The following is a 24,247-nucleotide window of genomic DNA, read 5'->3' as shown; positions in this document are numbered from 1 at the left end:
GCCCGCGTGTGCTCTCGACCGTGAGCGAGCGTGAGGCCCTAGAGTCGGCGTATGGCACTTTGGGGGCGGAAAGGTTCGGGCGGCGGTCGGCGAGAGATTCGCCGCGGGAAAGCACCGCTAGACCCCTTCGCAGATTTCCGACTGTGGGCGATCATCGGCGACCTGCTCGCCGGTAAGGATCGCTTGTCCGATGTCGCGTTGCTCGTGCCAGCCGAGCGTGACTACGTCCTGGGGATCGTGTGGAAGGACGACTCGCCGATACCGACGGCCACCGTGAGGGCTTGGTACGAGGCTGCACCATCCGGGATACGCGCATCTGCCCTTGGGGGCGCGCTGGTGCGCGACGCGTGGCTCGTCCGAGGTCGCGCCCACGCGGAACACACCGCCGCCGCGAACTTCCGGGGTTTTCATGCTCTGTTGAAGGAGGCCGACGAGTTCATGATGTGGGCCGCCCAACAGTGGCCGACGGAGCCCTCGCTGTGGATTCCCCTGCTGACGTCGGCCCGTGGTCTGCAGTACCCGCGCGAGGTGCTCGACCAACGCGCCGGCACACTTCATCGCTTGGAGCCCTGGAACTTCGCGGCGGCACACCAGTATCTGCAGTTCGTGTGTGCCAAGTGGTTCGGTTCGCATGAGGAGATGTATCGGGTCGCGCGCATCTTCCTGCAAGCCCCGCCGGGTAGCGCAGTGAGGGCCATGATCGCCACAGCGCATATTGAGCGCGCCATCGCCGTAGACGAGAGGGTCCTTCCTTCGTCGCTCAGTCCGGCCGAAGCGGACGAACTCTCGTCCGAACTATGGCTCATGGTTCAGAGCATCGGCCCCACGCCGACGCCCGATCAGATTGACGCGCTTGCGCGCCTTGTCCTCGTGCTTGCTCCCACCGACGGTCCAACGGCTGGCGCGACGCTACGAGCGATCGAGATCATCGATGGACGTTGCTTCAGCTTCCCGTCCGGCATGGCGGAGGACCAATTGGGGTTCTTCGACAGCATCCTGCGAGAGCGCGGGGCGCAAGCACGGAAGCTTGGGGCCGCTTGAGTGCAGGTGTGGAAACGCTTGGATATGACGCGAGGCAGCGATGCACACACTGTGCGGCGGCGTCTCCGGATCACCGCCGTGATCGTTGTCCTCGGATCAGCTTTGGTCGCTGCCGCGATCCTCTGGCGACACGACACCGACGGTGGCGAGCAGACGGCCGCAACTAACGCCGTGCCCGCGTGGGTGGCTGGTTACGCCGCCGGTCCGTCCGATAGCCACGTGATCCTCGTGGTGGAAGCGTGCGAGGACTGGAGGCTCGAGGAGACGTGGACGGCGGCGCAGGAGTCCGACCGGGTCGAACTCTGGGTCGGATGGTGGGGACTGTCGCAACCTCCATGCGACGCCCCCGCGTTGCGGAGCCTCGAGTTCGCCTTGCAGGAACCGCTGGGCGACCGGAGGGTCTTCCTCACGGGCGGCGCTGAGGTCGAGCCGTTCGAGGGCGCGGCGCCGCCTCTGTCCTGATCCGCAGATGGCCCCGGCTCGCAACACGCACGACTGGGGTGGATGCCTGCCAGACGGCCGGACCGCGTGTCGACCGCAACATGAAGGCTTGACTCCATTGTGGGTTCCTACCAGCCGCGATACCGTGGCATCGACGGCGGGACACGCCTTCCGGGCTCGGAGGAGAACTATGGGGTTCTTGACAAAGCTGTTGAGCGGATCATCTGATCGCGGCGATGGCTCGACGACCGGCGACGGGGAAGCGCAGACGTGCATGGTCTGCTACGCCGAACTCGACGAGGACTCGGATGACATGGAAGAGGGCATGTGCGCCGCCTGCGCGGAGACGGAGCCGGGCGCGAAGTACTGTTGTGGTGCCATCTACGAAGAAGGCGAGACCTCCTGTCAGAGTTGTGGCGATCCGCTGTAGCGTACGCGCAAGATTCCTGGCGACCCGGACGAACCTGATTGGTCTCGCAGTTCTACATCGGGGTGCCCGCATTTGCACTTGAACGAGTACTCGCGAACGACAAGAAGGTCGACGATAGGCGATGAAGAGGTCACGCAAGGCCAAGGGACCAAGGAAGATTCTGAGGTACAGACTTCTTCATCCCTTCCGATTCCGTAGCGCACGGAAGTACGTTCGAGACGCCTATCGCAAGGGATTGATATGAGGCGAGCGCAGGGTTGTCTCTCGATGGTGAACAGCGTGACGACGGGTGTCCTGGCTCGCGCTCGCGAAACCTAGGTGCAATTGCCACAGTCAGTGGGACAGTGTTCCTATGGCAGAACCTACGCACGACGCCCGGCTGGCTGTGTTGATCGACGCGGACAACGCGAGCGCCCAGCATCTTGAGCGGCTCCTGGTGGAGATCGCGAAGTACGGCACCGCGACCGTCCGCCGCGCCTACGGTGACTGGACGTCGGCGCGCTTAGCCAAGTGGAAGCCTGAGCTGCTCGCGCACTCGGTGCAGCCCATCCAGCAGTTCGCCTATACGACCGGCAAGAACTCCACCGATAGTGCGCTGATCATCGATGCGATGGACTTGCTCCACGGCGGCACGGTGGACGGCTTCTGCCTGGTGTCGAGCGACAGCGACTTCACGCGGCTGGCGGCGCGGATCCGCGAGCAGGGCCTCGCTGCCTACGGCTTCGGCCAGAAGAAGACGCCCAAGCCGTTTGTGGCGGCGTGCACCAAGTTCATCTACGTAGAGAACCTGGGTGACGCGGAGGAAGCGCCCAAGCCTGCCGCGACTCCCGAGGTGACGGCGACCAAGGCGAAGCCTGCGGTGACTCGCACCTCGACGGCGACAAAGGCCAAGCCAGCGCTCCAAGGCGACACGAGGCTCGCCAAGCTCCTGTCCGAGGCGGTCGAAGCATCGGCCGACGACGACGGCTGGGCTCACCTGGGAGCCGTCGGCTCCAACCTGTCGAGGCTTTCGTCAGACTTTGACTCCCGGTCGTGGGGCTTCGCCAAGCTCACCGACCTGCTCAAGGCGCACCCCGGCTTCGACGTGGAATCGCGCTCGCCGGGAGACGGGAAGCCCAAGGTCTCGGTGGTGAAGCGGAAGGCGCGGAAGTAGCGGGGGGACATCTTCCTGTGAGAGCGGGATCGCCAGTCTCTTGCTGCCCGGCTGGCGTCCTCACCCCCGCGCGGCGAGGTACTCGTCGAGCGCTTCGCGCACGATGTCGCTGCGGGTCCGCCCGTCGCCTGCAAGTCGGTCTATAAGCGCGGCTTGCACATCGGTCACGGCGACGTTGAGGCGCGCACTGCGCTCGCCTCGTCGACCGGCCTTGCCGTCGATGCGCGGTCGGCCGACGCGACGCTCGACTGCCTCGACGTCCACACCTGCGGCTTCAAGCACAGCACGTCCGTGCGCTGCGGCGTCCGCTCCTTTGTGGACGCGGTGGGGCTCACCCCAGGCGTCCGGGGATGCAGCGAAGCGCGCGGCCTGCTCTTCGCGACTCGCGGTCATGCTGTCCTCCCGTCGTGTGCCCCTATTCGGAAGCCCACATGATCTTTGGAACTCAGCATCCCCCACGCGTCTCATTGTGTCCACCAGAACTCGACAGGCGCCCACGCCCCATGCTGCGAGGGTTGAGCGAGTGGTCGACGTCAGAATCTGGGCGTCTTAGCGAGGATTGAAATGCCCAATTGGTACCCGCAAGTAGCGCGGGCGTCGCCTCTCGGCGAGGCCCGCGCCCCATGCTGGCCCGGCCCTAGCGTCGGCCGGTCAGTCCCCCTTCACATTCACGATCTGCCTGAGCGTGTGCCGGATCTCCACCAGGTCTGAGGCGTCTGCCATCACCTGGTCGATGTCCTTGTACGCGGCAGGGATCTCGTCGGAGTCCTTGTGCTCGATGCCCACCATGGAGGCCCGCAGGTCCTCCCTAGTGAACTGCTTCCTGGCGATGCGGACAGACAAGTGCACTAACTTAGTGCGGCCCGGTATCAGAACGCCGGGAGGTCGCAAACTGCACGGCTACTGCGTACGCGCCTGATCCCGCACGTGGTACTCGACCTGTCGCGCAGAGTCGAGCAACTCACGCAGCGCAGGAATCTCGCGAGGCTCACGCTCGAGCATCGCCTCAAACCGCTCTGCTTCGCTCGCGCTCAGCCGCGTGACATGTGCCTGCAACACCACCGCACGGGCGCGATCGAGCGCAGCGCCAAGCACAAACGACGTCATGTCCTGACCATTTTCTTCAGCTGCGTTCTTGATGATGGCGAGGTTCTCCTCGCTGATGCGCATGTTGATGCGGCTCTTCGGTGCGTTCATGACCCTCTCGTTCCCCCTTGGCTTGTACATCCTACATACGTACAAACGACTACGCGACCGGAATCGTTACCATAACCGACACTTCCGTCAAGGAGCGGTCGAGACGTTGCGGATCAAATCTCTCGTCGTGAGCACTAGGCGAAGTCCATCCGCGACCAGTGGCTCGAAGCCGAATGGAGAGTAGAAGGCCCGAGCCTTCTCATCGATCGCGTCAACGACGACTGCTTCGAAGCCTACGGTGTCGACTAGGCCCTTGATGCAGAAGAGCGCGTGCGCCAAAGTGAGACGACCCACGCCCTGACCTTGGTAGTGGGCGTCGACGGCAAGCTGGGCAATCAGGATGGCCGGGACGGGGTAACTGCGCTTCGCGAGAAAGGTCGATTTCTTTCGATCGTCGAGCGCGATCTCGTGCGTCAGTAGCGTGAAGAACGAGGCAATACGCGAATCGAAGGTCGCTAGGCCCAGGTGCGTGCGAGCGTTGTGCCTCTTGTCTTGCTGTCCCGCCTGCGTGCGGAACCACCCATTGATGAGTTCATTGCCGCAGTCAAATCCGCCACGGGGAAGCGACGCATCGAACGGACAGAACGCGATAAGGCCTTGAGTCATGTTCCCTCCCCCGGAGGACAGACTGGCAGAGAAGGCGGAGTTATGGCAATGGCGATGACTCCCAACCAGCGGGTTGAGGACCCGAAGCCCAGCCAAGAAGTCGGCCCAATCTCAGTCCTTCTTACCGGGCTCAAGCGGTTTGCGTGTCCGTGCCTTCCACCGGTACCAAAGCCCGACGACAAACGCTCCCGCCATTGCAAACGTCATGACCCAAAAGCCGATGCTCGCCGCCCACCACGTGCCACCGTGGCTACGCGCGATCGAGGTGGCGAGGGATCCGACCACGCCGAACGCGAAGATGGTCCACACCATCTGGGCAACCTCGTTGAAGAGGCGATTGTCGAGCTCTATGTCGATCATCTTGTCGATCTCGGCCACGAGGCGGTCTCTCTGCTTTGAGTCCTCGGGCAACTCGTTGAGAAGTTGAACGTACCTGTGGATACCGACAGCTTTGCGTCCAGGTTGGCCCCACCACGCGGCTAGAAACACTGCACTCGCGGCTACCAATGCGACTACAAGTTCGGTCATAGTTCCCCCTCCACACGGCAGGTCTGGACCCGATTATGTCGGACGTACCCGCCAACCCCCATCGAGCCATACACCATGCGGCCGAACGTGGCGCTCACGCGTTTTTCGTCTGGGTATTTGTGCGATGCCGCCCGATATAGCCGACATAGATCTTTCCGCTTCCATCGGTGTCGTCGAAGTAGTGCATGCGAGTAGCGAAGGTGTTGCTTGAGTCGCACTTGAAGTGGGCGGTCATCGTCGCTTGACCCGTCGGATCAACCGAGGTCGGGACCGGAAAGACTCGCTCGTCACCCCACTGCTCCATGGTTTGAGGCGTCTCTCCGCGAGCATGCCAAGCCGCGGGAACCTTCGCGCCGTTGTGCTTGTCGCTGTCGAGGTACGTCGCAACACTGCCGGAGAATTCCTTGCTCGCCTTCAGGCGCGCGTAGTCATGGAGAACGCGAATTGCCTTCCACGCACGCTGGACCACGAGGCCGTTGCCATCCCGCTGTTGTGCTCCCAACACTTGATCAAGGTCCCCTGTGAACACAATGTGAGCGCTAGCGACATGCTTGCTCGTGTCCGGCAAGAGCGTGAGGGCAAGTTCGCTAAGGTCGCTGGGGGTATCCGAGGTGGTATCGCGGACATACGCGTACGCCTGCTCCCCGAGACCCTGTTTCAGCATCTCCATCCGCAGGTAGTGGAGTTCGTCAGAGACCCTGCCGATTTCTTCTTGTGCTTCTACGAGTTCCAAACCTTGATACTCGAAGTCTTCCCGGAGAGACTCGCGGGCTTCTTGTTCGTCTTCGAATCGGGCGCGATCCCGGACCGCGTTGGCGCGCGCTGCCTCAACTGAGGCTTGTAGTCGGTCGTGCTCGGCTTCCGCCGCGTCGAAGTCCTCTACGGTCGGCTGCCCCACATCTTTGCCAAGGACTCGCGTGAGTAGTCGACGTGCGCGACCTCGCAATTGCGCATACGGCGACTGCTCCGCTCGACTTGGCTTGGCGGACGCTTCGAGCTCGGCCGCTTCCTTCCTGCTTGTCGCCTTGGCCTGCTCGGTGGCCGTTTCAACGGCGCCGCTGAGCACGTCCTCGAGCGCGGCGTCAATGAGCCGACGCTGGCGCCGTATGTCGGTTGGGAGCGGACTCGAGAGTTGGCGTGCACGCGTCTGTACCGCAAACGCCGATTGCAGGTATGGCCTCACTCGCGGACCGTCAATGGCTCGAGCAAGCGTGCTCGGGCCGAGGAATCTGTGATTGTGCCCGTCGGCGGGGTTTCCAAGATCGACACGGGGCATAAACGTGCGCACGTGGCCCACATCAACGGCATGGGTGCGGGGAAGCCGCTGGTTCAACTCCCTCGTCGCGTCCTGAGTCAACACGAAAACGCTCGCAGCGCCAGTAAGCTTCGAGGTCAGGCTGTCAACCCGGCTGCGGAGCTTCTCGTCAAAACTTGGACCCAATGAGCCCGCAACGATGACTGAGACGGTTCGCGCCTTGTCGGTGATCGCGTTGAAGACGATGTCAACGTCCTCTGGTCCGACTAGCCGAGGCTTGGCGGTGACGGGCGTGACACCGTCTTGCACATCCTGCTCGGCGAGCAGTTGCTTCACCAGGCCTGGGGGATCTACTTCGCCTTCCCCGTCAGGATCGTCTATCCGAAACGCCTCAACAATCAGACTCCGGCGAGGCTGGCCAGAGTCTGCGTACTCCATCGCCACGGCATCGACTCGCCACTTGCCTGCTGCGTTTGACTCGGTGAAACGCAGGTATCGGCGTCGGCTGCCGTCTTCGACACGATCCGAGTGCGCTACGGCTAGCGACCTGCCACTCCCGAGGTCATGCACGCCAGGCTCGAAGAAGGCGCCGTTAATGAATCCTGTGCGCTTCGAACTATCAACCTTCTTGCGCTTCTCGATCCAGTCCTGGACCTCCTGCTCGGCAAGTCGAATGACATCAACGTCATCCGGAAGGCGCAGGGAGGTTCGATACGGAAGCGGCATACGCTAACTGGCCTCCAGAATCTTCATGACTCCATCGCCTGAATCACCCCTGGCACGTATCGCGTGCTTCTTCTTTGAAGCACGGTCGAACACATGTGGCTTCTCAAGGTACAACGCCCACCCCACATTGGCTACCGGTGGGGCCCGAATCACCGAAGGGCGTCGCCTCTCGGCGAGGCCCGCGCCCCTTGCTGCCCTGGCCCCTGCGTCGGCCGGTTAGTCCCCCTTCACATTCACGATCTGCCTGAGCGTGTGCCGGATCTCCACCAGGTCGGCGGCGTCCGCCATCACCTGATCGATGTCCTTGTACGCGGCAGGGATCTCGTCGATGAACGCGTCGGAGTCCTTGTACTCGATGCCCACCATGGAGGCCCGCAGGTCCTCCCTGGTGAACTGCTTCCTGGCGGCCGTCCGCGAGAACACCCGACCAGCCCCGTGCGGCGAGGAGTTCAGCGCCACGGCGTTGCCGAGACCCTGAACCACGTACGACGCGGTGCCCATCGAGCCAGGGATGAGGCCCCACTCGCCCTCCCGGGCAAGGATGGCGCCCTTCCTGGAGACCCAGACGTCCTTGCCCCAGTGCCTCTCCTGCTGGGAGAAGTTGTGGTGGCAGTTGATCCGGGTGAACTCCTCGACGGTGACAGGCGAACCAGTCGCGGCACCCATCCACCGCTCGAACTGGTCGACCACCCTGTCCATCATTTCCTCCCTGTTGGCCAGCGCGAACGCCTGAGCCCAGGTGAGGTCGGCGATGTACTCGTCGAACTCCTCCGAACCCTCCACCAGGTAGGCGAGGTCCTTGTCGGGCAGGGTGATCCAGTACCGGCTCATCACCGTGTGGGCGATCGCGATGTGGTGCTGCGCGATCTTGTTGCCCACGCCCCTGGACCCGGAGTGCAGGAAGAACCACACAGCGTCGTCCTCATCAAGGCTGACCTCGATGAAGTGGTTGCCGCTGCCGAGCGTGCCCAACTGGTTCCGCCACAGCCGCGACAGGCCGTCGATCCTGGCGAGCTGCGTCGGCGTGGCGAGTGCCTCGAGGGCCTCGATCCGTGCCTGAGCGGTGTGCCTAATCTTCTGGTTCTTGCCTCCGGCGCTCAGCGGGATCGACCTTTCGATCTGCTCCCTCAGCGCGCCCAAGTCCTTACCCGCGACGTCGTCCTTGGTGAACTGCGTCTTCACCGCGATCATGCCGCAGCCGATGTCCACCCCCACGGCGGCCGGGATGATCGCCCCCAGGGTGGGGATGACCGAGCCGACGGTGGCGCCCAGACCCAGGTGGGCGTCGGGCATCAGCGCGAGGTGAGGGTAGATGAACGGCATGGACGAGGTGGTGATCGCCTGCTCCTTGGTCTGGGGATCCAGGATGGATGCCCAGTTCAGAAGCCGAGCGTTCAGCTTCTCCATGGTCTTTCCTTTCTGTTCGTGTGTTTGTTGTGGCGGGTGTCGGCGGGGCCCCGCGGTAGGGCGGCCGACGTTGTGGTGGAGATGCCGCGGCGAGCAGGCGTGCGCGCGCACGATTCCGTGACGGGTGGAGGGGTGGCTTCCCTGGCGTGGGCCGGGCCGACGCTGGGGCCCCGGCTCGCGTTCGGGCGAGGGTACGCGTCGGGTGGCCGATGCCTAGGGGTGGAGCCGGCTCGTCGCCGTCACGCGGGCCCACGGTCGTGTGGGCACGTCTGTGATCAGCGCTGGAACTGCAAGCCCTCGCGGCGCACTGGGCGTTCCTCCCGTGGGAAGAGATCGCCCAGGAGCGCGCTGTGCTTGGTCCGGCCTGCCAAGGGGTTGGCGTGATAGCGCGCGTCGGCACCGCTGAGCTCAAAGGGGTGCACAGAGGTCCCGGCGGTGGTGGGCTTGATGCTCATCGCGCGGGACCTCTATGTGCGGTGGTTGGCGCGGTGTTGCGCCCGTGCACCCGCTGTGAGCGCACAAGTCGAGGACAGTGCTCCCAAGCAACTACGTTCGGCAAGACCTGCACGCTCGCATCTCGACATTCAGCTCAGCAATAGTTCAGGAAGCTCCGCTGTAGAGGCGCGCCCTCTTCTCCGTTTGCGAGGCACAAATGCGCCGAACTTCATGGCTGACTGCCGCCATCTGCTCGTTGAACTCGTCACCGACGTTTCGACGCTCGGCGAGTGAGCGCACAAGGTGATTTAGAACGTCCTCAAGGCCATGTTGCAGTTCGGCGCTGGCAAGAGGATGGGTCGAGAGGACCTCGCCGCGAAAAAGGACGGGGGTAAGTTCTTTCATCGTGACTTGCAACGGCCAAGCCGCCATGAACTCGGCATACTCGGCGCGAAACGACGTTATCAGCGCCCCGAGGTGCTCGGCCTCATGGCGGCGCCGATCAATCCGCTCCGCACTGCGATGGGCCCTCACGGCAGAGATGACCGCAGCAGCAGCCGCAAAGAGACTCACAAATGGGCCGAGCAGATTCGCGACGTCGTTCATGAGCCCAGCGTGCCAGAGAGGTCAGACGTTGCGGTCCCGTGGCTCGGAGTGCGACTGGCTGCGTCGCCTCTGGCCTCTAGGCGCGAGGCAACCAGGTGGTGGATCGACGGGCAACGGTGTAGATCTCTTCGACCTCGGCGTCAGTAAGGACCGGATCGGCGCGCTTCATCCCGTTCGTGACGTTCCATCGGGTCGCAACCCACACGTCGTCGAAGTGGTGGGAGAACGTGACATCTGGCGCGTTGATCCCGCCGTTGTGGATCGCGATGCATCCCTGGATGTGCACCGGCCGGCCCAGGGCCTTAGAGAGTTTCTTGGCCGCCAACTTGACCTGGTTTCTGATCTGCAGGACGTGGGTGGTCTGCCCGCCGTTGACGTAGATGCCTCCGCGCCTCACCTGGATCTTGGCGTTCTTATGACGCTTCGAGTTGAAGAGTACGATCCCGCCCGGGCCGATGGCTAGGTGGTCAATGTCCGACTGCTCGCCGGTCGGGATCGAGTGCAGGATCCGCCAGCCACGCTTGCGCATCTTGTCGAGTGCCGCGCCAATCACCTCCTCGCCCTCGGCTCCCTTTCGCCAGGCGCGCTCTTCGGTATCGGCATCGGCGACACGCCCCATGAAGGCCAGGAAGTTGCCGATGCGCTTCTGCCGCTCCCACTCCTCCGCGGCCTTCTGACGAACACCCTGGCCGGGCACGTTGTCAGCGAGGTCTACCCAGTCGCGATCGACGGCCAGAGGCGCCTTCGGCGCGACGTGCTCCGGCGCAGGGGCCGGGACCACTTCGACGAGACCCGCTGGAGCCCCTGCCTCTGGCTCACCGTCGATCAACTGCGAACGCCATGCGGTCAATGCGGTCTCGGTGCTTGTCCGCTCTGCACCGTCTTCGAGCTCGACCGTGCCAGTCGGCACGTCGATCCAGCCGAGCTTGGTGCCGTCTTGCAGCGCGGCGTAACCACGGTGATGTCCGTACCGCTTCCACGGTGTGATGACGATGTCGGTCAAAGGATCCCCCTTACGTCCTCCAAGCTACCGTCGCCTGGACCTAGAACCAGATGGCGCTCGGCCATCCATTGAAAATACCCCAGGCGTCTCAGGCAGCGATTCCGCCTCTCCAGCCGTCACTCGGAGCGCCGTCCACGCCATGATGGCGGCGTCGTTAATGTCGTCAAACGCGGCCTGGCGCTTGAGTGCGATCTCTGCATCCACGGCAGGGAGCAGGCCGACTGACTCGAGGAGCGCACGTCGCTCAAGGGCGCCAGGCAGGGTCTTCTTGTAGTAGCTCAGCGGCCGCCCAGCGAGCCCCGCGAAGCTCACCTCGGGATGCCCCTCCCGCACGGTGACGGATGCGGACCTCACGAACTCGTCAATCTCAAAGACCTTGTCGCGCAGGGCGTATGACATTGAGCCAACGCCCCGGCCAGTGATCTCCTTGGAGATGCGATTCGCCTCGGCCGTAGACCCGGCCTCAAGCGCCTTACGAATGGGCACATCAAAAACGCTAGATCGGCGCTCGCCGAGTCGTTGCCGGGCCTGCTCGTCGGCTACTCGCGGAATCGTGTCGGCGAGCCCAATCGGCATATCGATAACTACGGCATCAATGTCCCAACGTCGCCCCGCTACATCGATGGCCTGGCCGACGTCTTTCGCGATGAACATGTCGATGAGGCGGCCGGATTCCGCCACAGCGACAACCCACCCCTTCTTACAGCCATCCAGCCCTAGCACTGTCATGCGTCGAGCCTGGCAGAGAGGGCAGACACGGGCAATCGCAGCGTCGTTCGTCAGGCCGAGGGCGTAGGTTCAAGCCATGGGGATCACACCGAACGAACTCGCGGCGATCTTGGGACTCGAGCCAAAGGTGTTGCGAGACTACCTAAGGTCCGTCTACCGGCCCAACGGCGAGGACGCGTACGACCGGTGGCAACTCGACTACGAGATGGCGCTCGACGTCGCGCGACACGTCGGCAAGTCATTGCCTTCTGGTCTGCCTCAGTTTGGTCTGGACTTCGGTGCGAGCGAGGACCCCGTGTCGCCCTCGTCCAGGATGTACTTCGACTCGATTGAAGACGCCTTGCGCCAGTTCGGCCTTGCCGTGGCGAACCAGTCTCGAGCGCGAGAAGTTGCCGCCCGTGTCGAGCATTCGGCGCTCTACATCCCCCAGCCGAACCAGCCGTACATTGCGCTCGTGGAACCGGATGGCAAACGAGTCGTCGCCACGATCAACAGGGGTTACGCATGGGTCCGAAACGACGCTGGCCACACGGTTGCCGACTTCGCAGTACGCAACGAATCCTGGTGGACTGTGCATTTTCCTGAGAATGCTGTCCGTTCAGGTGGCATCACACATCGGCGCTTTGCCGACGCGGCTCCACAACTCTGCCGAACCGGACAACACCAGTTGCCAGCCGCAGGCGTCTGCGACTACTGCGACGACTGAACTAGTCGAGCAGCCCCCAAGTCGCGGCCAACGTGCGTACAAGCGCCTCTTGCCGACGCCCGATGACCTCGGGAGTCCAGACAGGCTCACTCAACACCTGGGTCGTTAACGCAAAGACGGCAGAGCCGCCGCTCGCGGCAAAGTACTTGACCTTTTTCTCGTCGAAGTCGTAGTTGCCCGCCTGGGAGTTCTTCTTGCGATTGAGCAACACAAGGTTGCCCAGGCGGTGCACCCAGTAGTCGCGCTGCTCGTCTGTGAAGTTCGCCATCCAGACGCTCTCTTCACGAGGTCGCTGTGGGAGAACGTGTTCAATGCTGAGCACGCCGTGGCTATACGACACTCCCGGGTCTTGCGCGAGCACCTCATCGAGCCTGAGTAGTACGTACCGGGCGCGCCGCGATTGCATGCGATACACCTCGCCCTCGAGTGCGTTGAGCGCGTCCGCGCGTTCCTCCGCACTTAGTTCTAGCGCCGTTGCGTCGAGTTCGTCGCCGTCCCTCAGTTGGTTCAGTAGCTCCAAGAACCGCATGGTGCGCGGGGTGGTGTACTTGCCGGTCAGCAGCAGATAGGCGGCAACCCGCTCGAGCTTCGCAAGGAACGTTGCTACATAGACAGGGTCGCTCGCATGGTGGCGCAGCACCCAGAGCGCGGACGGTCGCCAGTCGAAGTTATCCAGCGCCGCGAGCCGTCGTAGCCACACATTGACCTCGTGCCAGCCTTCGCCCGCGAAGTCCCTCTCTCGCAGGTGGAGGAACGCCTTGCCGTACGGGTCCAGCACCGAGTTGACGAAGTCTCGACGCCCATCTGCGCCACGCGCTAGGTACGAGCCGAGTACTTGCTCCGGGAACTCTTTCAAGAGTTCGCGACGCGCCCGGTCTCCAGAGATCACCGTTCGGATGTCTCGAAACAGATCCGAGAAGTCGTCAGTACCAAGCGACTCCTCGAGACCCTCCCACCGCTTCGTCTCCGTCGCGTCGTCTCCGAGCTCGCCGGTCACCTGAGACTTGAAGATATCAGCGGGAGTGAGATCCAGTCCGCGTGCATTCATCACACTGAAGATGCGGTAGGCACTGTTCAGGTCTGGGGCCGCGACCACCACCAGGTAGGTGGACTGGGTGACAAACTGAGCAAGCTCCAGACGCCATTCATCGGTTGTGGACTCGAGACGCTTGCGCAGTGCCGACGCATTGTCTCGGATAGCGCGCTGCGGCTCGGTGGCTGCGTCGGTATCGCTCAAGTCCCCAATGCCGGCGGTTCCACCCGGTGTTTGAATCCGGGCCTCGAAAAACTCGCGATCCTGGGTGCGCAATGCGAGCCGCGGCTTGGGCATACGGCCGGCCACCCGGCTGCCGGGTTCACGCACGTACTGGTCAAGTTCGCCTGCGACGTCGGGAGATGCGAGATCGCGCAACACCGCGAAGAGAATCGTCAGCGTGGTCAGGCGCTGCTGGCCGTCAATCACGTCAAACTCGATTCCACCTGCCTCGACAAGCACCAATGAGCCAAGAAAGTAGGGCTCGTCCGACGAGCGGGCGAGGCACTCCTCGAGGTCGTCCAGCAGTTGCAGCGCCTCATCTGTGCCCCAGCGGTAGGGCCGCTGGTAACCGGGGATTGCGAACTGGAAATCGCTGCAGAGGACCTTCTCAATAGTCTTTTCGTGGGCCGAGAGCGCGTTTGCCATGTGGGGAGTCTTTCAGGCTCAACAACTGCGCGCAACGAGGTTTGAGGAGCGCTTGCCTCACCCGGCGTGACCTGGGTGGCGGCGTGCCCCGGCGGGCAAGACCCTTTCTAGCGATGGAGCCGCGGGGTTTCGACACGACGAGGTTGCGAAGCTCGGGCTGGTGGGCCGCTAGGTAGAGTTGAACCCTGTCGTCAGAAGTCGCTTGGCACGTCGCGGACCGCGCGTGCGACTCGTCGACTTTGAGAGCGACCACGCTCGGAAGAGGCTGGGGATGCTAACCATGAGTGATCAGGGACTGACGCCACTAAGGCAAACGTGCGTGCCGCGCAAAGACGTCCTGCAGGGCGGCCTGGCCGACAACCATTTCGCGGCCCAGCTCGACAAGGTCGTGCGGGACGCCGAACACTACCCGGTCTACGGCGACGCGGAAGCATTCTTCGCGCAGACCTTTCCCACCTCTGGTTTGAAGACGCTACTCACCAAGACCTTTGGTCGCGTCACGGGAACGAAAGGCGTCGCTGGGGAGAACGGGGTCCTTCGTCCGACGACCTCGTTCGGAGGCGGCAAGACTCACGGCCTCACCGCCGTCTACCACCTCGCCGGTGGGGCACGCCCGACGAACATCGCGGAGTTTATCGACCCCGCGCTCTTGCCTGATGGGCCGATTCAGGTGGCCGCGCTCGTCGGTGACGCGCTTGATCCCACGGCGGGCGTCGAGACAGGTGGGCACCGCACGTACACACTCTGGGGCGAGATGGCCGCTCAGATCGGCGACGCCGCATACGAGGCCATGGCCGCGAACGATGCCCAGCGCACAGCTCCGGGCACCGGCACAATCAAGGCTGCTTTCGCGGGAAAGCCAGCCGTCGTCATCGTGGACGAGATCGCCAAGTACCTGCGTGCGGTGTCGTCCTCCGGCAGCGAAGACGTGCGTCGCATGGCACGGGCAATCCCGGTGTTCCTGGGGAATCTGTTTGAGGTCGCCTCCGACCCAACCAACAAAGTGTCCGTCATCATCACCTTGGCCTCGACGACCAACGCGTTCGGTGCCGAGACAACCGAGATCAGCGACCTAACGGGTGACGAGAAGCAACGCGCCGACACTGCGAACGCCGCCTCGGTCAAGGCCGCGGAAGAGACTGGCGACGTGCTCACCCGTGCCGTCCAGCCATCTGCCGTGATCCGTCCGGCAGACGACAACGAGATCGGCGAGATTCTCAAGAAGCGCATCTTCGAGTCGGTCGACGAAAGCGCGGCAAAGGCGGCGGGCGACGCGTACCGGGGCCTCTACGAGTCACTCGGCAAGACCGAGCAACTCGCTGGCGGCGCAGAACACCCCGCGACCTACGGCGACCTGGTCACGACGACGTATCCATTCCATCCCGAGTTGGTCCGTGTGCTCGACAAGCGATTGGGCAACATCACCCAGTTCCAGCGGGCGCGAGGCGCGCTGAAACTGCTCGCAGAGGTCGTGGCGCACATCTACGACACGAACGATGACGCAGGGATCATCAACGTTTGCGACATCGACTTCGACAACGACCCGGTCCTCAACCACCTCACCGATGGACTCGGGCGGGCCGAATACGCATCGGTGGCAGCGGGGGACTTCGCGGGCAAGCAATCGCACGCAGCGGCGGTAGATACCGAAGTCTTCCCGGGCAAACCTGCGTACGCCACGCGTGTGGCGCGCACCGTGTTCACGCACTCCCTAGAAATGGTGGCGACAGCAGGAGCTGGACGCAATGACTGGATCGTCGGCACGCTCCGTCCGGGTGAAGACACAGCCATCTTCGAGAAAGCGCTCACCGAGTCCGAAAAGGTCTTCTGGCACCTGTCGTTCGACGGTGGTCGGTGGCGGTTCAACATCGAGCCGAACGTCAACGCCATCATCGAGACCGAGAAGCGCAACGTCGCCAACACGGCAGTAGCCGCGATGGTGGACACCCTGATCCGCAACGCGTTCGCCAACGACGGAGGCGCGAAAGCCGTCCACTTCCCGTCTGGCCCTGCCGAGGTCCACGACGAGGCGGGACTGAGAGTCGTCGTGCTCGACTACAACGTCGTGACCGTCAAGCAGAAAAGCGCAGAACAGCCGCCTGGCGCGATCGTCGAGATGCTTGACAAGGTCGGATCGGTCGGAAGTCCCAGGACCTACCGCAACGCTGTCGTGTTCGCAGTCCCCGACGAAGAGCAGGTCGAGGTCCTGAAGGACCGCGCACGCGCCCTGATCGCTTCCAACAACCTTGCCAGCGACACCGCGCGCCTGACACAGTTCAGCGACGAGGTGCGCAAAAAGGTGGAGGTCTATAACAAGGAGGCCAACCTCAACGCTCGCATCGCCGTGACGCGCTGCTACAAGCACATCTACTTCCCTTTCGGCGACAAAGCCACGGGGTACTTGCGCCATCGTGAGCTTCCAGCTCAAGCACAGGGCGATACAAAGAACGCAACCTCAGCAGTGTTGAGCCTCCTTGAAGATGAGGACAAGATTCGAAGCAGCCCCTTCACGGCCTCCTATCTCCGCTCGAAGACCTGGCACGCCGCGAGCTCGGCGACGACCCGCTCGATCGCCGACTACTTCTGGACTGACCACACCATCCAAATCGTTCGAAACCCGAACCTGATCCGTGAAGCGATCGTCAACGGTGTCAAGAACGAGAACTGGGTCTACTACGACGCAGGTACCGGAAAGACACACACGTCAAGCACGATGGCTGGGTTCTCGCCGGAGATGAAACCCGACGCGGAAGTGATGACAGCTTCCGAAGCCCAGTCACGAGGCTTGCTCGTGCGCAAGCCAACCCAGGCCGACTTGCGCGCCGTCGTCACCAACGATGACCTCACCGGCGCTGAGATTCGCTCTCGTCTCGAAGCCCAGTGTGGCGGCGAGCCAACCAAGACCGATGTCCTCGAACTGCTCGCCACCGCCGTACAAGCCAGCGACTACAAGTGGTTCGTTGTCCTCGACGCAGAGCCCACCCCCGGCGTCAGGGCACTGTCACCGTCAGCAATCAAGGACAAGGGTCTCGACGGCCTGCGCATCCTGAGCCGAGAAACAGCAGATGCGCAGGAGATCGAGGTGCCAACCCGCACACCGAACTCGAAGACGTTCAGCGCATCAGGCCCGGGTGGTGCAGCAATGCAGAGCCTGCTCGATCAGATTTCCGACTTCACCGTGCCCACAATCAGCACGATGACCTTGAAGGTCACCGCGGACGAGGCGTCTGGTACCAGCGACATCGACCTTGCCGTGGCATCGCTCGGCATGCTGCAAAAGCAGCACATCACCGTTCGCGCCACCATCCGCGCCGAGTTCAAGGGTGTCACCGGCGGAGTCCAATTCCAGGGAACCGCCGACCGTCAGGACTTCCAGTCCGCGTACAACCATGTGAAGAAGGCCGTTGCCGGAGCGAACAAGGTCGCGGGCGAGGTCACCCTGATCTTGCGCTTCTCTCCGGCTATGGACATCACCGATGCCCAGTTCGCCCAGATTCACACGGTCATCAAGAACCTCGGAATGAAGAGCACCACGATGACAGCCGAGGTGACCAAATGAGCGCTGTCAAACGCATTCGCCCCGCACCCCACCTCGCGCTGGTCGAAGGGGTCCGAGGGTTCCGAATCGTCGTAACACCGGGCCGCGGCGAAGCCTTCGGCGTGACACTTGAGGAAACCTACGGCGAGAACGGCGGCACGATCACCGCACCGGTAAGCACCGCCACACCCGTTCAGTCTGGTCGGGTGGTTGACGCGCTGTTCGTCGCGATTCGTGAGGCGGGCCACCATCCGAGCGTTCTGGCGTTCAAGCGCAAAGCGCCAATCCGCCTCGGCGAAGCCGAAGGAGTCCGTCTGGCGCTCGTCCTGCTCACGACACAACCCATTGCCAAGAACGAACGGGTTCGGGCGCTTGTCGCCGGAATCAACGCAATGAGCATCGAAGAGACCTACTACTGGTACTCCAAGTGCATGGGACTCGACGGTAACCGCGCGCGCAAAGCACTCCGAACCCTCCTCGCCGACTAAGGACACGATGTGACCACTTCAAGACCACGAGTCCTTATCGAGGACTGGCTACCCGTCGCAGAGCTCGGCATCGAGTCGCGGCGAGAGCGTGGAGCCGCCTCGGCCCTGCCGCCGCTTTCTTTTCTCCACATCTGGTGGGCTCGCCGACCACTTGTGGCGTCCGCCGCCGTCGCGCTCGCCGGTGTCATGCCGACATGGACCGAAGATCTAGCATCGGCGTTCCCAGACTCATCAGAGGTGCGCACAGAGTCCGCCTACCGGGCTTGGCTACTCCGCCTCGTGGGCATTCTCGGCGACCCCGTCCGGGGACGGCGCATGATCGACGCCGCCAACGCTGCAGGCGTGAAGCTACAAGGCAACGGGTACGGCTACCGCCAAGCGTTCCGAAACCCAGTCTCGCGCCTAGACATCGATTTGCTTCACGCTGTTCTCCGTCACACCTGGGGTGAACTTCCGACCATAGCCGACCCCACTGCCGGCGGCGGGTCGATTCCGTGGGCGGCAAGCCGCCTGGGATTGCCCGTCGTTGCGAATGACATCAACGGAGTCGCTGCCAGCGTGCTGAAAGCCGGCGTCGAGATACCCGCAACCCGTGGTCTCGACCTGCTTCCCGAGATCAAGAAATGGGGAAGTATTCTCGTAAAACGAGTCGAGAAGCGGCTCAAGGAGTTCTTCCCCCTCAACGAAGGGGAAAGCGTCACTGCCTACATCTGGGCGAATGCGGTCCCTTGTCCTCGCACCGGTCGTCTCGTTCCCTTGCTCACCGACAAGTGGCTGAGGAAGGCAGCAGGCAAGGAAGCAGCCGTGCGGCTGGTCACATCTGTCGACGGGACCGAGCTGGCGGAACCGCGCTTCGAGGTCGCCCTCGGTCGGGATGTAGATAGGGTCGATGCGGGCACAGGGACCATATCGCGCGGAAAGGCGATTTCGCCTTACGACAATCTGGTTATTGATGGTGATTACATCAAGACGGCTGCACAGGGCGGCCAGATGAAGCAACTTCTCTACGCAGTGGCAATCCGTAAGCCGTCGGGGGAACGAACCTTCCGCGCCCCCAGTAACGCCGATACTGACGCGTTGCGGGCAGCGGCTCAGCACTTCGACGATGTCAAAGATGGGTGGCTCTCATCCGGAATTCTGCCGACAGAGGAGTTTCCCGATGGCAACGATCTCCGTCCGAAGCACTACGGACTCGACCGCTGGATCGATTTTTACACTCCGAGACAAGCGCTCGTCCACGGAACTTTCGGCGAAGAGTTCGCGGCGCTTATCCCCGAGTTGCGCGACGCGATAGGCGATGGGGCGGATGACGTTCTTTTCGAACTTGCGCTGATGCAGGGCAAGGCCCTCAACTGGAACTCGCGGCTCTCTTCGTGGAACGTCGCGCGCCAGGGGATGAGAAGCGTTTTCGATCGTCACGACTTTTCCTTCAAGTGGACCTTCGCAGAGTTTGAAGGGGCCACTGCGCTGTACTCGTGGTGCCTTGATCAGCTCGACGATGCGTACGGCGGCATCGCGCGCCTATTGGACGAGACGGGAGCGGCGGACCTGGGAACGAGCGCACGACTTCATCGCGAGGTCACCGTCACTCAAGGCAGTGCCGCGAGCCTCTTACTCGACGACGGTTCCATCACTCACGTCTGCATGGACCCGCCGTACTACGACAACGTCATGTACGCGGAGCTGGCCGACTACTTCTACGTCTGGGAGAAGCGGACGCTCGGGCGACTGGTGCCGGACTATTTCCACGATGACCTCACCGACAAGGACAACGAGGCCGTCGCAAACCCGGCCAGATTCGCGGCGATGGGCAAGCGCAAGAGCGAGCTCGCGGACCTTGACTACGAAACGAAGATGACGTCGATCTTCGCCGAGTCGCGACGCGTACTGTCAGATGACGGCGTCCTCTCGGTAATGTTCACTCACAAGCGCGCGGAAGCTTGGGACACACTTGGGATGGGACTCCTGCAAGCCGGGTTCACGATCGAAACGTCGTGGCCAGTCAACACCGAGTTCGAGCACTCCATGCACCAAGCGAACATGAACTCGGCTGCTTCGACGATCATGCTGGTCTGTCGGAAGCGGGCCAATCACGCAGACGATCACAAGGTGTATCTCGATGACATCGAGCACGACATTCGTCAGGCGGCCCGAGACGCCGCGACCCGCTTTCAACACGACGGCATCGACGGTGTTGACCTCCTGCTTTCAACCTACGGCCCTACGTTGTCGGTGATATCGCAGAACTGGCCCGTCTACTCGTCCACTCCGGATGCTGACGGGCGGGACCAGTTGCTCCGCCCCGAAGATGCCCTGGCTTTGGCGCGCGAGGAAATCGTGGACCTTCGCCGCTCCCGCCTTGTCGGTCAGGCCGCAAAGGTGGACGGCCTCACTGACTTCGTTCTCCTGGCATGGGATACGTTCGGTGCTCGGGAGTTCCCCTTCGACACAGCACGTCTCCTGGCTCTCGCAGTAGGAGGGCTGGACGTCGATGAACTGGAACGCGCGAAGATCGTCTCGAAGGCATCTGGCAAGGTCAAACTCTTGACACCCAAGGAACGTCTACGTCGGGGAGCCGACTCTGAACTGCCTGGAGTGACGCCAGAAGCACCATCGTTCGAGCACGTCATTGACGCCGTTGACACGGCACTCTACATCGCCGATGTGGACGGCCAGCAGGCTGCAAAGCGGTTCCTCGACCGTCATGGATACACCAGCAACGCCGGGTTCATTTCCACCCTGCAAGGTTTGGCGAACGCGATCCCACGCACCAAAGTCAAAGGCGCGTGGGTGGTGCCGGAGGCTGGGCTCATCGACACACTCTGCACCCTCTACTTCGAGGATGTCGTACTACCGGAGGCAGAAGAGATGGCCGCACCGGGAGACCCCAACGAAAACACGCTGTTCGACGTGGAGTGACATGACCACGGACGACAGCGACGCTCTACTGCCCGGACCGCCAGCCGCACCGGCTGCGCCGGTGATCTCCGATCGGTCTCCCTACGACCCGATCTCGTCGCCCGACTCGTTCCAGACGGTTGATCTTGGAGCAACCTACTCGCCGGATGATCGTCCGTTCGAGACGTTCTACCTCCCGTTGCTGGCACGGGCAGTCACCTACGACAGAGCCGTGGGCTACTGGTCGGCAGCCGAGCTTCAGTACGCAGCCCAGGGTACGGCCCACTTCCTCGCGAACGGCGGGAAGATGCGACTGATCGTCGGAGCGCAACTCGCCCAACGAGACGTGGAGGCCGTCATCGAAGGCAAGCCCCTCGACGACGTAGTAGCGGAGAGGCTCCTCGCCGACCCGGAACTTGCGGGCGCACGGATCGTTCAGAACGAATATCTGAGCGTGCTCGCGTGGATGGTTGCCACTGACCGACTTGAGATTCGCGTCGGTGTCCCACGAGGAGAGAGCGGCGAACTACTGACGCATGAGCAGTCGGGTCGTTACTTTCACACCAAGTACGGCATCTTCGCGGATGGCTACGGCAACCGGGTCGCCTTCAACGGCTCGAACAACTCCTCGGTGACGGCCTGGGCCAAGAACCACGAGACGTTCGACGCCTATCCATCCTGGAATACCCCCATCTGGGACTACCTGGGTGTCCACAAGGTGCTCGACTTCGAGAAGCATTGGACAGACAACGCCGATGCGGGATGGGCCGTCATTGACCTGCCGACGGCAGTGCGAATGCACCTCATCGAGCACGCGCCCGACACACCACCCCTACCACCGGGCGTCTTCTTGCCTCCCTCGGAGGTGCCGCATTCGGCGGCCGACGACACCGATGAGTTCGATGTCGAGGCAGCATGGGACGAACTCGTCGCATTGCGCGACGCACCAAGGGAATCGTCCTGGACCGGTGTCGGATCGGCATGGGCCCAACCTCTCCCGCACCAAGCTGAACTCATCAACCGTGTGGTGAGCACCTACCCACGCGGCTACCTTTTGGCCGACGAGGTCGGGCTCGGCAAGACCGTCGAGGCCGGCATGGTCCTCCGTGAACTCTTCACATCAGGCAGGGCGAAGAAGGCCCTGCTACTCGTCCCCGCGTCTGTGATGAAGCAGTGGCAAGAAGAACTCCACGAGAAGATGAACCTCGATGTTCCCCGCTTCGACAAGGGCATCTTCGTGGATCGGCACGACCAGCCGATCCCCGTTACTCCGAACGCGAATCCATGGTCGGCTTTTCCCGTCGTGCTTGCTTCGTCGCACCTTGCCCGCCGCCGAGACCGCCGGCGTCAAGTTCTCGACGCGGGTCCGTGGGATGTCGTTCTGGTCGACGAAGCCCACCACGCCCGGCGACGCGGCTCCAAGCCAACCGATACTCCGAACTCGCTGTTGGCACTGCTCCAAGAGATGCGCGACAGGGAGATGTGGCGCGCACTGTACCTGGCCACGGCTACACCAATGCAGATGAACCCGCACGAAGCCTGGGACCTGATCTCTCTACTCGGACTCAAGGGTCGATGGGGCGTCAGCGCCGACGACTTCATCCGATACTTCAAACTTCTGGCAATCGACCCCATGCATCGCCACTGGGACCTGCTTTGCGCGATGCTGGAGGACTACTTCTCCGACCCACAGGCCGAGCGGGACACTGACCTCGAACAGCAAATCGACGACGCCCTTGGCTGGACGGGTGCGTACGCGGTCACGGCTCTGGCCGGGAACTCGCCGAGTGCCGACCTGAAGGCCAAGTTCCCGAACGAGACTTCCGAGTGGATGGACAAGTGGCTCCGCCGACACACGCCAATGCGGGATCGAGTGTTCCGCAACACCAGAACGACGATGCGCGAGTACCAAGCCGAAGGGATCATCCCCGACGACGTGGTCATCCCGTACCGCCACGTCAAAGATGAGTTCATCCCGCTGGAGCCGAACGAGCGCCGACTGTACGAGCGCATCGAGGAGTACATCCGTCGCCACTACAACGCGTACATGGCAGAGGCAGGAAATCAGGCGCTCGGGTTCATCATGACCGTCTATCGCCGTCGCTTGACCTCATCGTTCGAGGCGATCAAGCGGTCGCTTCGTCGTCGGCTGAGTGTCTTGGAAAATGGCACTCACCTCGCTGAGCTGCTCACCGACGATGACAATGTCGATGTCGAAGGGTCGCTGTTCGAGCCGGAGGCGTTCGACACCAGGGCTGACCGACTCCGCGATGAGATAACCGAACTCAAGTCGTTCCTCCAAGACCTCGACAGCATCACCGGCGAAGACAGCAAAGCCACCAAGCTCGTTGCAGACATGACCGAGGCGCTGAACACGTACTCGTCAGTGGTTATCTTCACCCAGTATTCCGACACGATGGACTACGTCCGCGAACGACTTATCACGGCAGGTTACCGACGGCTCGGTTGCTACTCCGGCCGGGGCGGTGAGGTCTATGACACCGACTCGGCGACCTGGGCCGAGGTCACAAAGTCGGAGATCAAGACCAAGTTCCGCAGTGGCGAGCTGGAAGTGCTGATCGGCACCGACTCCATGAGTGAAGGTCTGAACTTGCAAACATCCGGACGGCTCATCAACTACGACATGCCATGGAACCTCATGCGCGTCGAGCAGCGCATCGGCCGCATTGATCGCATCGGCGCGTCTTACAAGGACATCCGCATCAGCAACTACTTCTACGCCGATACGGTTGAGGAGCAGGTCTATAAGGGAATCGCGGAGGACTACGGAGACTTCACTGACATCGTTGGCGATGCCGCGCCCGTACTCGCGAACATCGAGAAGGCCATCGAGCGTCTCGCATTGTTCGGTCACACAACACCCACCGACATCGAGTCCGAGGTCGGCGACATCCGCCAGCAGGTTGAGGACATCAAGAACGAACCGGTGGGCAACGGCGACCTAGGCGAACCCGCCGGTGAGCGCCGCATCAAGGAGCCGCCCAAGTTAGTCGGCGCCACATCACCGGAGGACTTGGAGCACCTGCTCACGACGAATGGACTCACCCGCGCCGCGTTCAAGTTGGACGAAGAGCGTCCAAACGTCTACCGCCTGAAGCCACCGGCCGAGACAGTGTCCAGGCTCTCATTCAACGAACTCGATGGCGTACGCGACATCGAGGAGTACTTCAATCAGTCTCCGGTCGAGGCTCTCCCGGTCACGTTCGACCGTGCGACCTGGGACGAGAGCGACGACGCCTCGCTTGTCTTCCTCACTTTTGGGACGCCTGAACTTGCGGCGCTGCTCCCTTCGCCAGGGGCGGACGCTAACCCGCGGGGAGCACGCCAGAAACTCTGACACCAGTCCGGCGTTCCACCG

20 protein-coding genes and 1 pseudogene are annotated in these 24,247 nt (G+C 62.7%); 9 read left to right on the top strand and 12 right to left on the bottom strand.

What is annotated here, in order from left to right:
- Window positions 1-51 precede the first annotated feature (51 nt).
- The 4 genes from LGT36_RS12900 (at window position 52) to LGT36_RS12885 (ending at window position 3,065) form a co-directional block, all read left to right on the top strand.
- Window positions 52-1,041 carry a hypothetical protein gene (locus LGT36_RS12900; RefSeq protein ID WP_226097362.1) on the top strand — a complete coding sequence of 330 codons (990 nt, stop codon included), beginning with the start codon at window positions 52-54 and terminating at the stop codon, window positions 1,039-1,041.
- 78 nt (window positions 1,042-1,119) lie between these two features.
- Complete coding sequence (locus tag LGT36_RS12895) at window positions 1,120-1,503, top strand: hypothetical protein (protein ID WP_226097363.1); 384 nt, start codon at window positions 1,120-1,122, stop codon at window positions 1,501-1,503.
- Window positions 1,504-1,672: 169 nt separating this feature from the next.
- Window positions 1,673-1,912 carry a hypothetical protein gene (locus tag LGT36_RS12890; RefSeq protein ID WP_226097364.1) on the top strand — a complete coding sequence of 80 codons (240 nt, stop codon included), beginning with the start codon at window positions 1,673-1,675 and terminating at the stop codon, window positions 1,910-1,912.
- A gap of 352 nt (window positions 1,913-2,264) precedes the next feature.
- Window positions 2,265-3,065, top strand: a complete 801-nt coding sequence (locus LGT36_RS12885) for an NYN domain-containing protein (protein WP_226097365.1) — start codon at window positions 2,265-2,267, stop codon at window positions 3,063-3,065.
- 60 nt (window positions 3,066-3,125) lie between these two features.
- On the opposite strand, the gene LGT36_RS12880 is transcribed toward LGT36_RS12885, so the two are convergent.
- From LGT36_RS12880 to LGT36_RS12830, 11 genes and pseudogenes are all read right to left on the bottom strand, one after another.
- On the bottom strand, window positions 3,126-3,458 hold the full coding sequence (locus LGT36_RS12880) for a ribbon-helix-helix protein, CopG family (protein ID WP_226097366.1): 333 nt from the start codon (window positions 3,456-3,458) through the stop codon (window positions 3,126-3,128).
- Window positions 3,459-3,716: 258 nt separating this feature from the next.
- A pseudogene (locus LGT36_RS12875) lies at window positions 3,717-3,893 on the bottom strand (RtcB family protein); the annotation flags it as partial.
- A 72-nt stretch (window positions 3,894-3,965) separates the two neighbouring features.
- Window positions 3,966-4,262 carry a DUF1778 domain-containing protein gene (locus LGT36_RS12870; RefSeq protein WP_226097367.1) on the bottom strand — a complete coding sequence of 99 codons (297 nt, stop codon included), beginning with the start codon at window positions 4,260-4,262 and terminating at the stop codon, window positions 3,966-3,968.
- 87 nt (window positions 4,263-4,349) lie between these two features.
- The gene (locus tag LGT36_RS12865) at window positions 4,350-4,868 is read right to left on the bottom strand and encodes a GNAT family N-acetyltransferase (RefSeq protein ID WP_226097368.1); all 519 of its coding nucleotides are present in this window, start codon (window positions 4,866-4,868) and stop codon (window positions 4,350-4,352) included.
- Window positions 4,869-4,979: 111 nt separating this feature from the next.
- Window positions 4,980-5,396 (bottom strand): hypothetical protein, encoded by a 417-nt coding sequence (locus LGT36_RS12860; RefSeq protein ID WP_226097369.1) that lies wholly within the window; start codon window positions 5,394-5,396, stop codon window positions 4,980-4,982.
- Window positions 5,397-5,490: 94 nt separating this feature from the next.
- The gene (locus LGT36_RS12855; RefSeq protein ID WP_226097370.1) at window positions 5,491-7,377 is read right to left on the bottom strand and encodes a keratin; all 1,887 of its coding nucleotides are present in this window, start codon (window positions 7,375-7,377) and stop codon (window positions 5,491-5,493) included.
- Between the two features lie 216 nt (window positions 7,378-7,593).
- Entirely contained in the window at window positions 7,594-8,784 is a 1,191-nt protein-coding gene (locus LGT36_RS12850) for an RtcB family protein (protein ID WP_226097371.1), read from the bottom strand.
- A 275-nt stretch (window positions 8,785-9,059) separates the two neighbouring features.
- A complete protein-coding gene (locus LGT36_RS12845) occupies window positions 9,060-9,239 on the bottom strand; it encodes a hypothetical protein (protein ID WP_226097372.1) in 180 nt (59 codons plus the stop codon).
- A gap of 145 nt (window positions 9,240-9,384) precedes the next feature.
- The gene (locus LGT36_RS12840; protein ID WP_226097373.1) at window positions 9,385-9,825 is read right to left on the bottom strand and encodes a hypothetical protein; all 441 of its coding nucleotides are present in this window, start codon (window positions 9,823-9,825) and stop codon (window positions 9,385-9,387) included.
- Window positions 9,826-9,901: 76 nt separating this feature from the next.
- Window positions 9,902-10,828 (bottom strand): nuclease-related domain-containing protein, encoded by a 927-nt coding sequence (locus LGT36_RS12835; RefSeq protein WP_226097374.1) that lies wholly within the window; start codon window positions 10,826-10,828, stop codon window positions 9,902-9,904.
- A 24-nt stretch (window positions 10,829-10,852) separates the two neighbouring features.
- Complete coding sequence (locus LGT36_RS12830) at window positions 10,853-11,557, bottom strand: DUF429 domain-containing protein (RefSeq protein WP_226097375.1); 705 nt, start codon at window positions 11,555-11,557, stop codon at window positions 10,853-10,855.
- Between the two features lie 76 nt (window positions 11,558-11,633).
- On the opposite strand from LGT36_RS12830, the gene LGT36_RS12825 reads away from it, so the two are divergent.
- On the top strand, window positions 11,634-12,263 hold the full coding sequence (locus LGT36_RS12825) for a hypothetical protein (protein WP_226097376.1): 630 nt from the start codon (window positions 11,634-11,636) through the stop codon (window positions 12,261-12,263).
- 1 nt (window position 12,264) lies between these two features.
- Here the strand turns inward: LGT36_RS12825 and LGT36_RS12820 are convergent, their stop codons facing one another.
- The gene (locus LGT36_RS12820; protein WP_226097377.1) at window positions 12,265-13,944 is read right to left on the bottom strand and encodes a DUF262 domain-containing protein; all 1,680 of its coding nucleotides are present in this window, start codon (window positions 13,942-13,944) and stop codon (window positions 12,265-12,267) included.
- Between the two features lie 280 nt (window positions 13,945-14,224).
- On the opposite strand from LGT36_RS12820, the gene LGT36_RS12815 reads away from it, so the two are divergent.
- From LGT36_RS12815 to LGT36_RS12800, 4 genes are read left to right on the top strand one after another with little or no spacing between them, the layout of a single operon-like run.
- A complete protein-coding gene (locus LGT36_RS12815) occupies window positions 14,225-17,503 on the top strand; it encodes an ATP-binding protein (protein WP_248642106.1) in 3,279 nt (1,092 codons plus the stop codon).
- Complete coding sequence (locus tag LGT36_RS12810; RefSeq protein WP_226097379.1) at window positions 17,500-17,970, top strand: hypothetical protein; 471 nt, start codon at window positions 17,500-17,502, stop codon at window positions 17,968-17,970. Before LGT36_RS12815 ends, LGT36_RS12810 begins: the two co-directional genes overlap by 4 nt.
- Before the next feature lie 9 nt (window positions 17,971-17,979).
- On the top strand, window positions 17,980-20,889 hold the full coding sequence (locus LGT36_RS12805; protein ID WP_226097380.1) for a DUF1156 domain-containing protein: 2,910 nt from the start codon (window positions 17,980-17,982) through the stop codon (window positions 20,887-20,889).
- A gap of 1 nt (window position 20,890) precedes the next feature.
- Window positions 20,891-24,226, top strand: a complete 3,336-nt coding sequence (locus LGT36_RS12800) for a DEAD/DEAH box helicase (RefSeq protein WP_226097381.1) — start codon at window positions 20,891-20,893, stop codon at window positions 24,224-24,226.
- Window positions 24,227-24,247 lie beyond the last annotated feature (21 nt).

Source organism: Demequina sp. TMPB413 (assembly GCF_020447105.2).
In the GTDB taxonomy this organism is placed as follows: domain Bacteria; phylum Actinomycetota; class Actinomycetes; order Actinomycetales; family Demequinaceae; genus Demequina.
The sequence above is the reverse complement of the archived record's forward strand: the minus strand, read 5'-3'. Positions and strand labels throughout refer to the sequence as shown.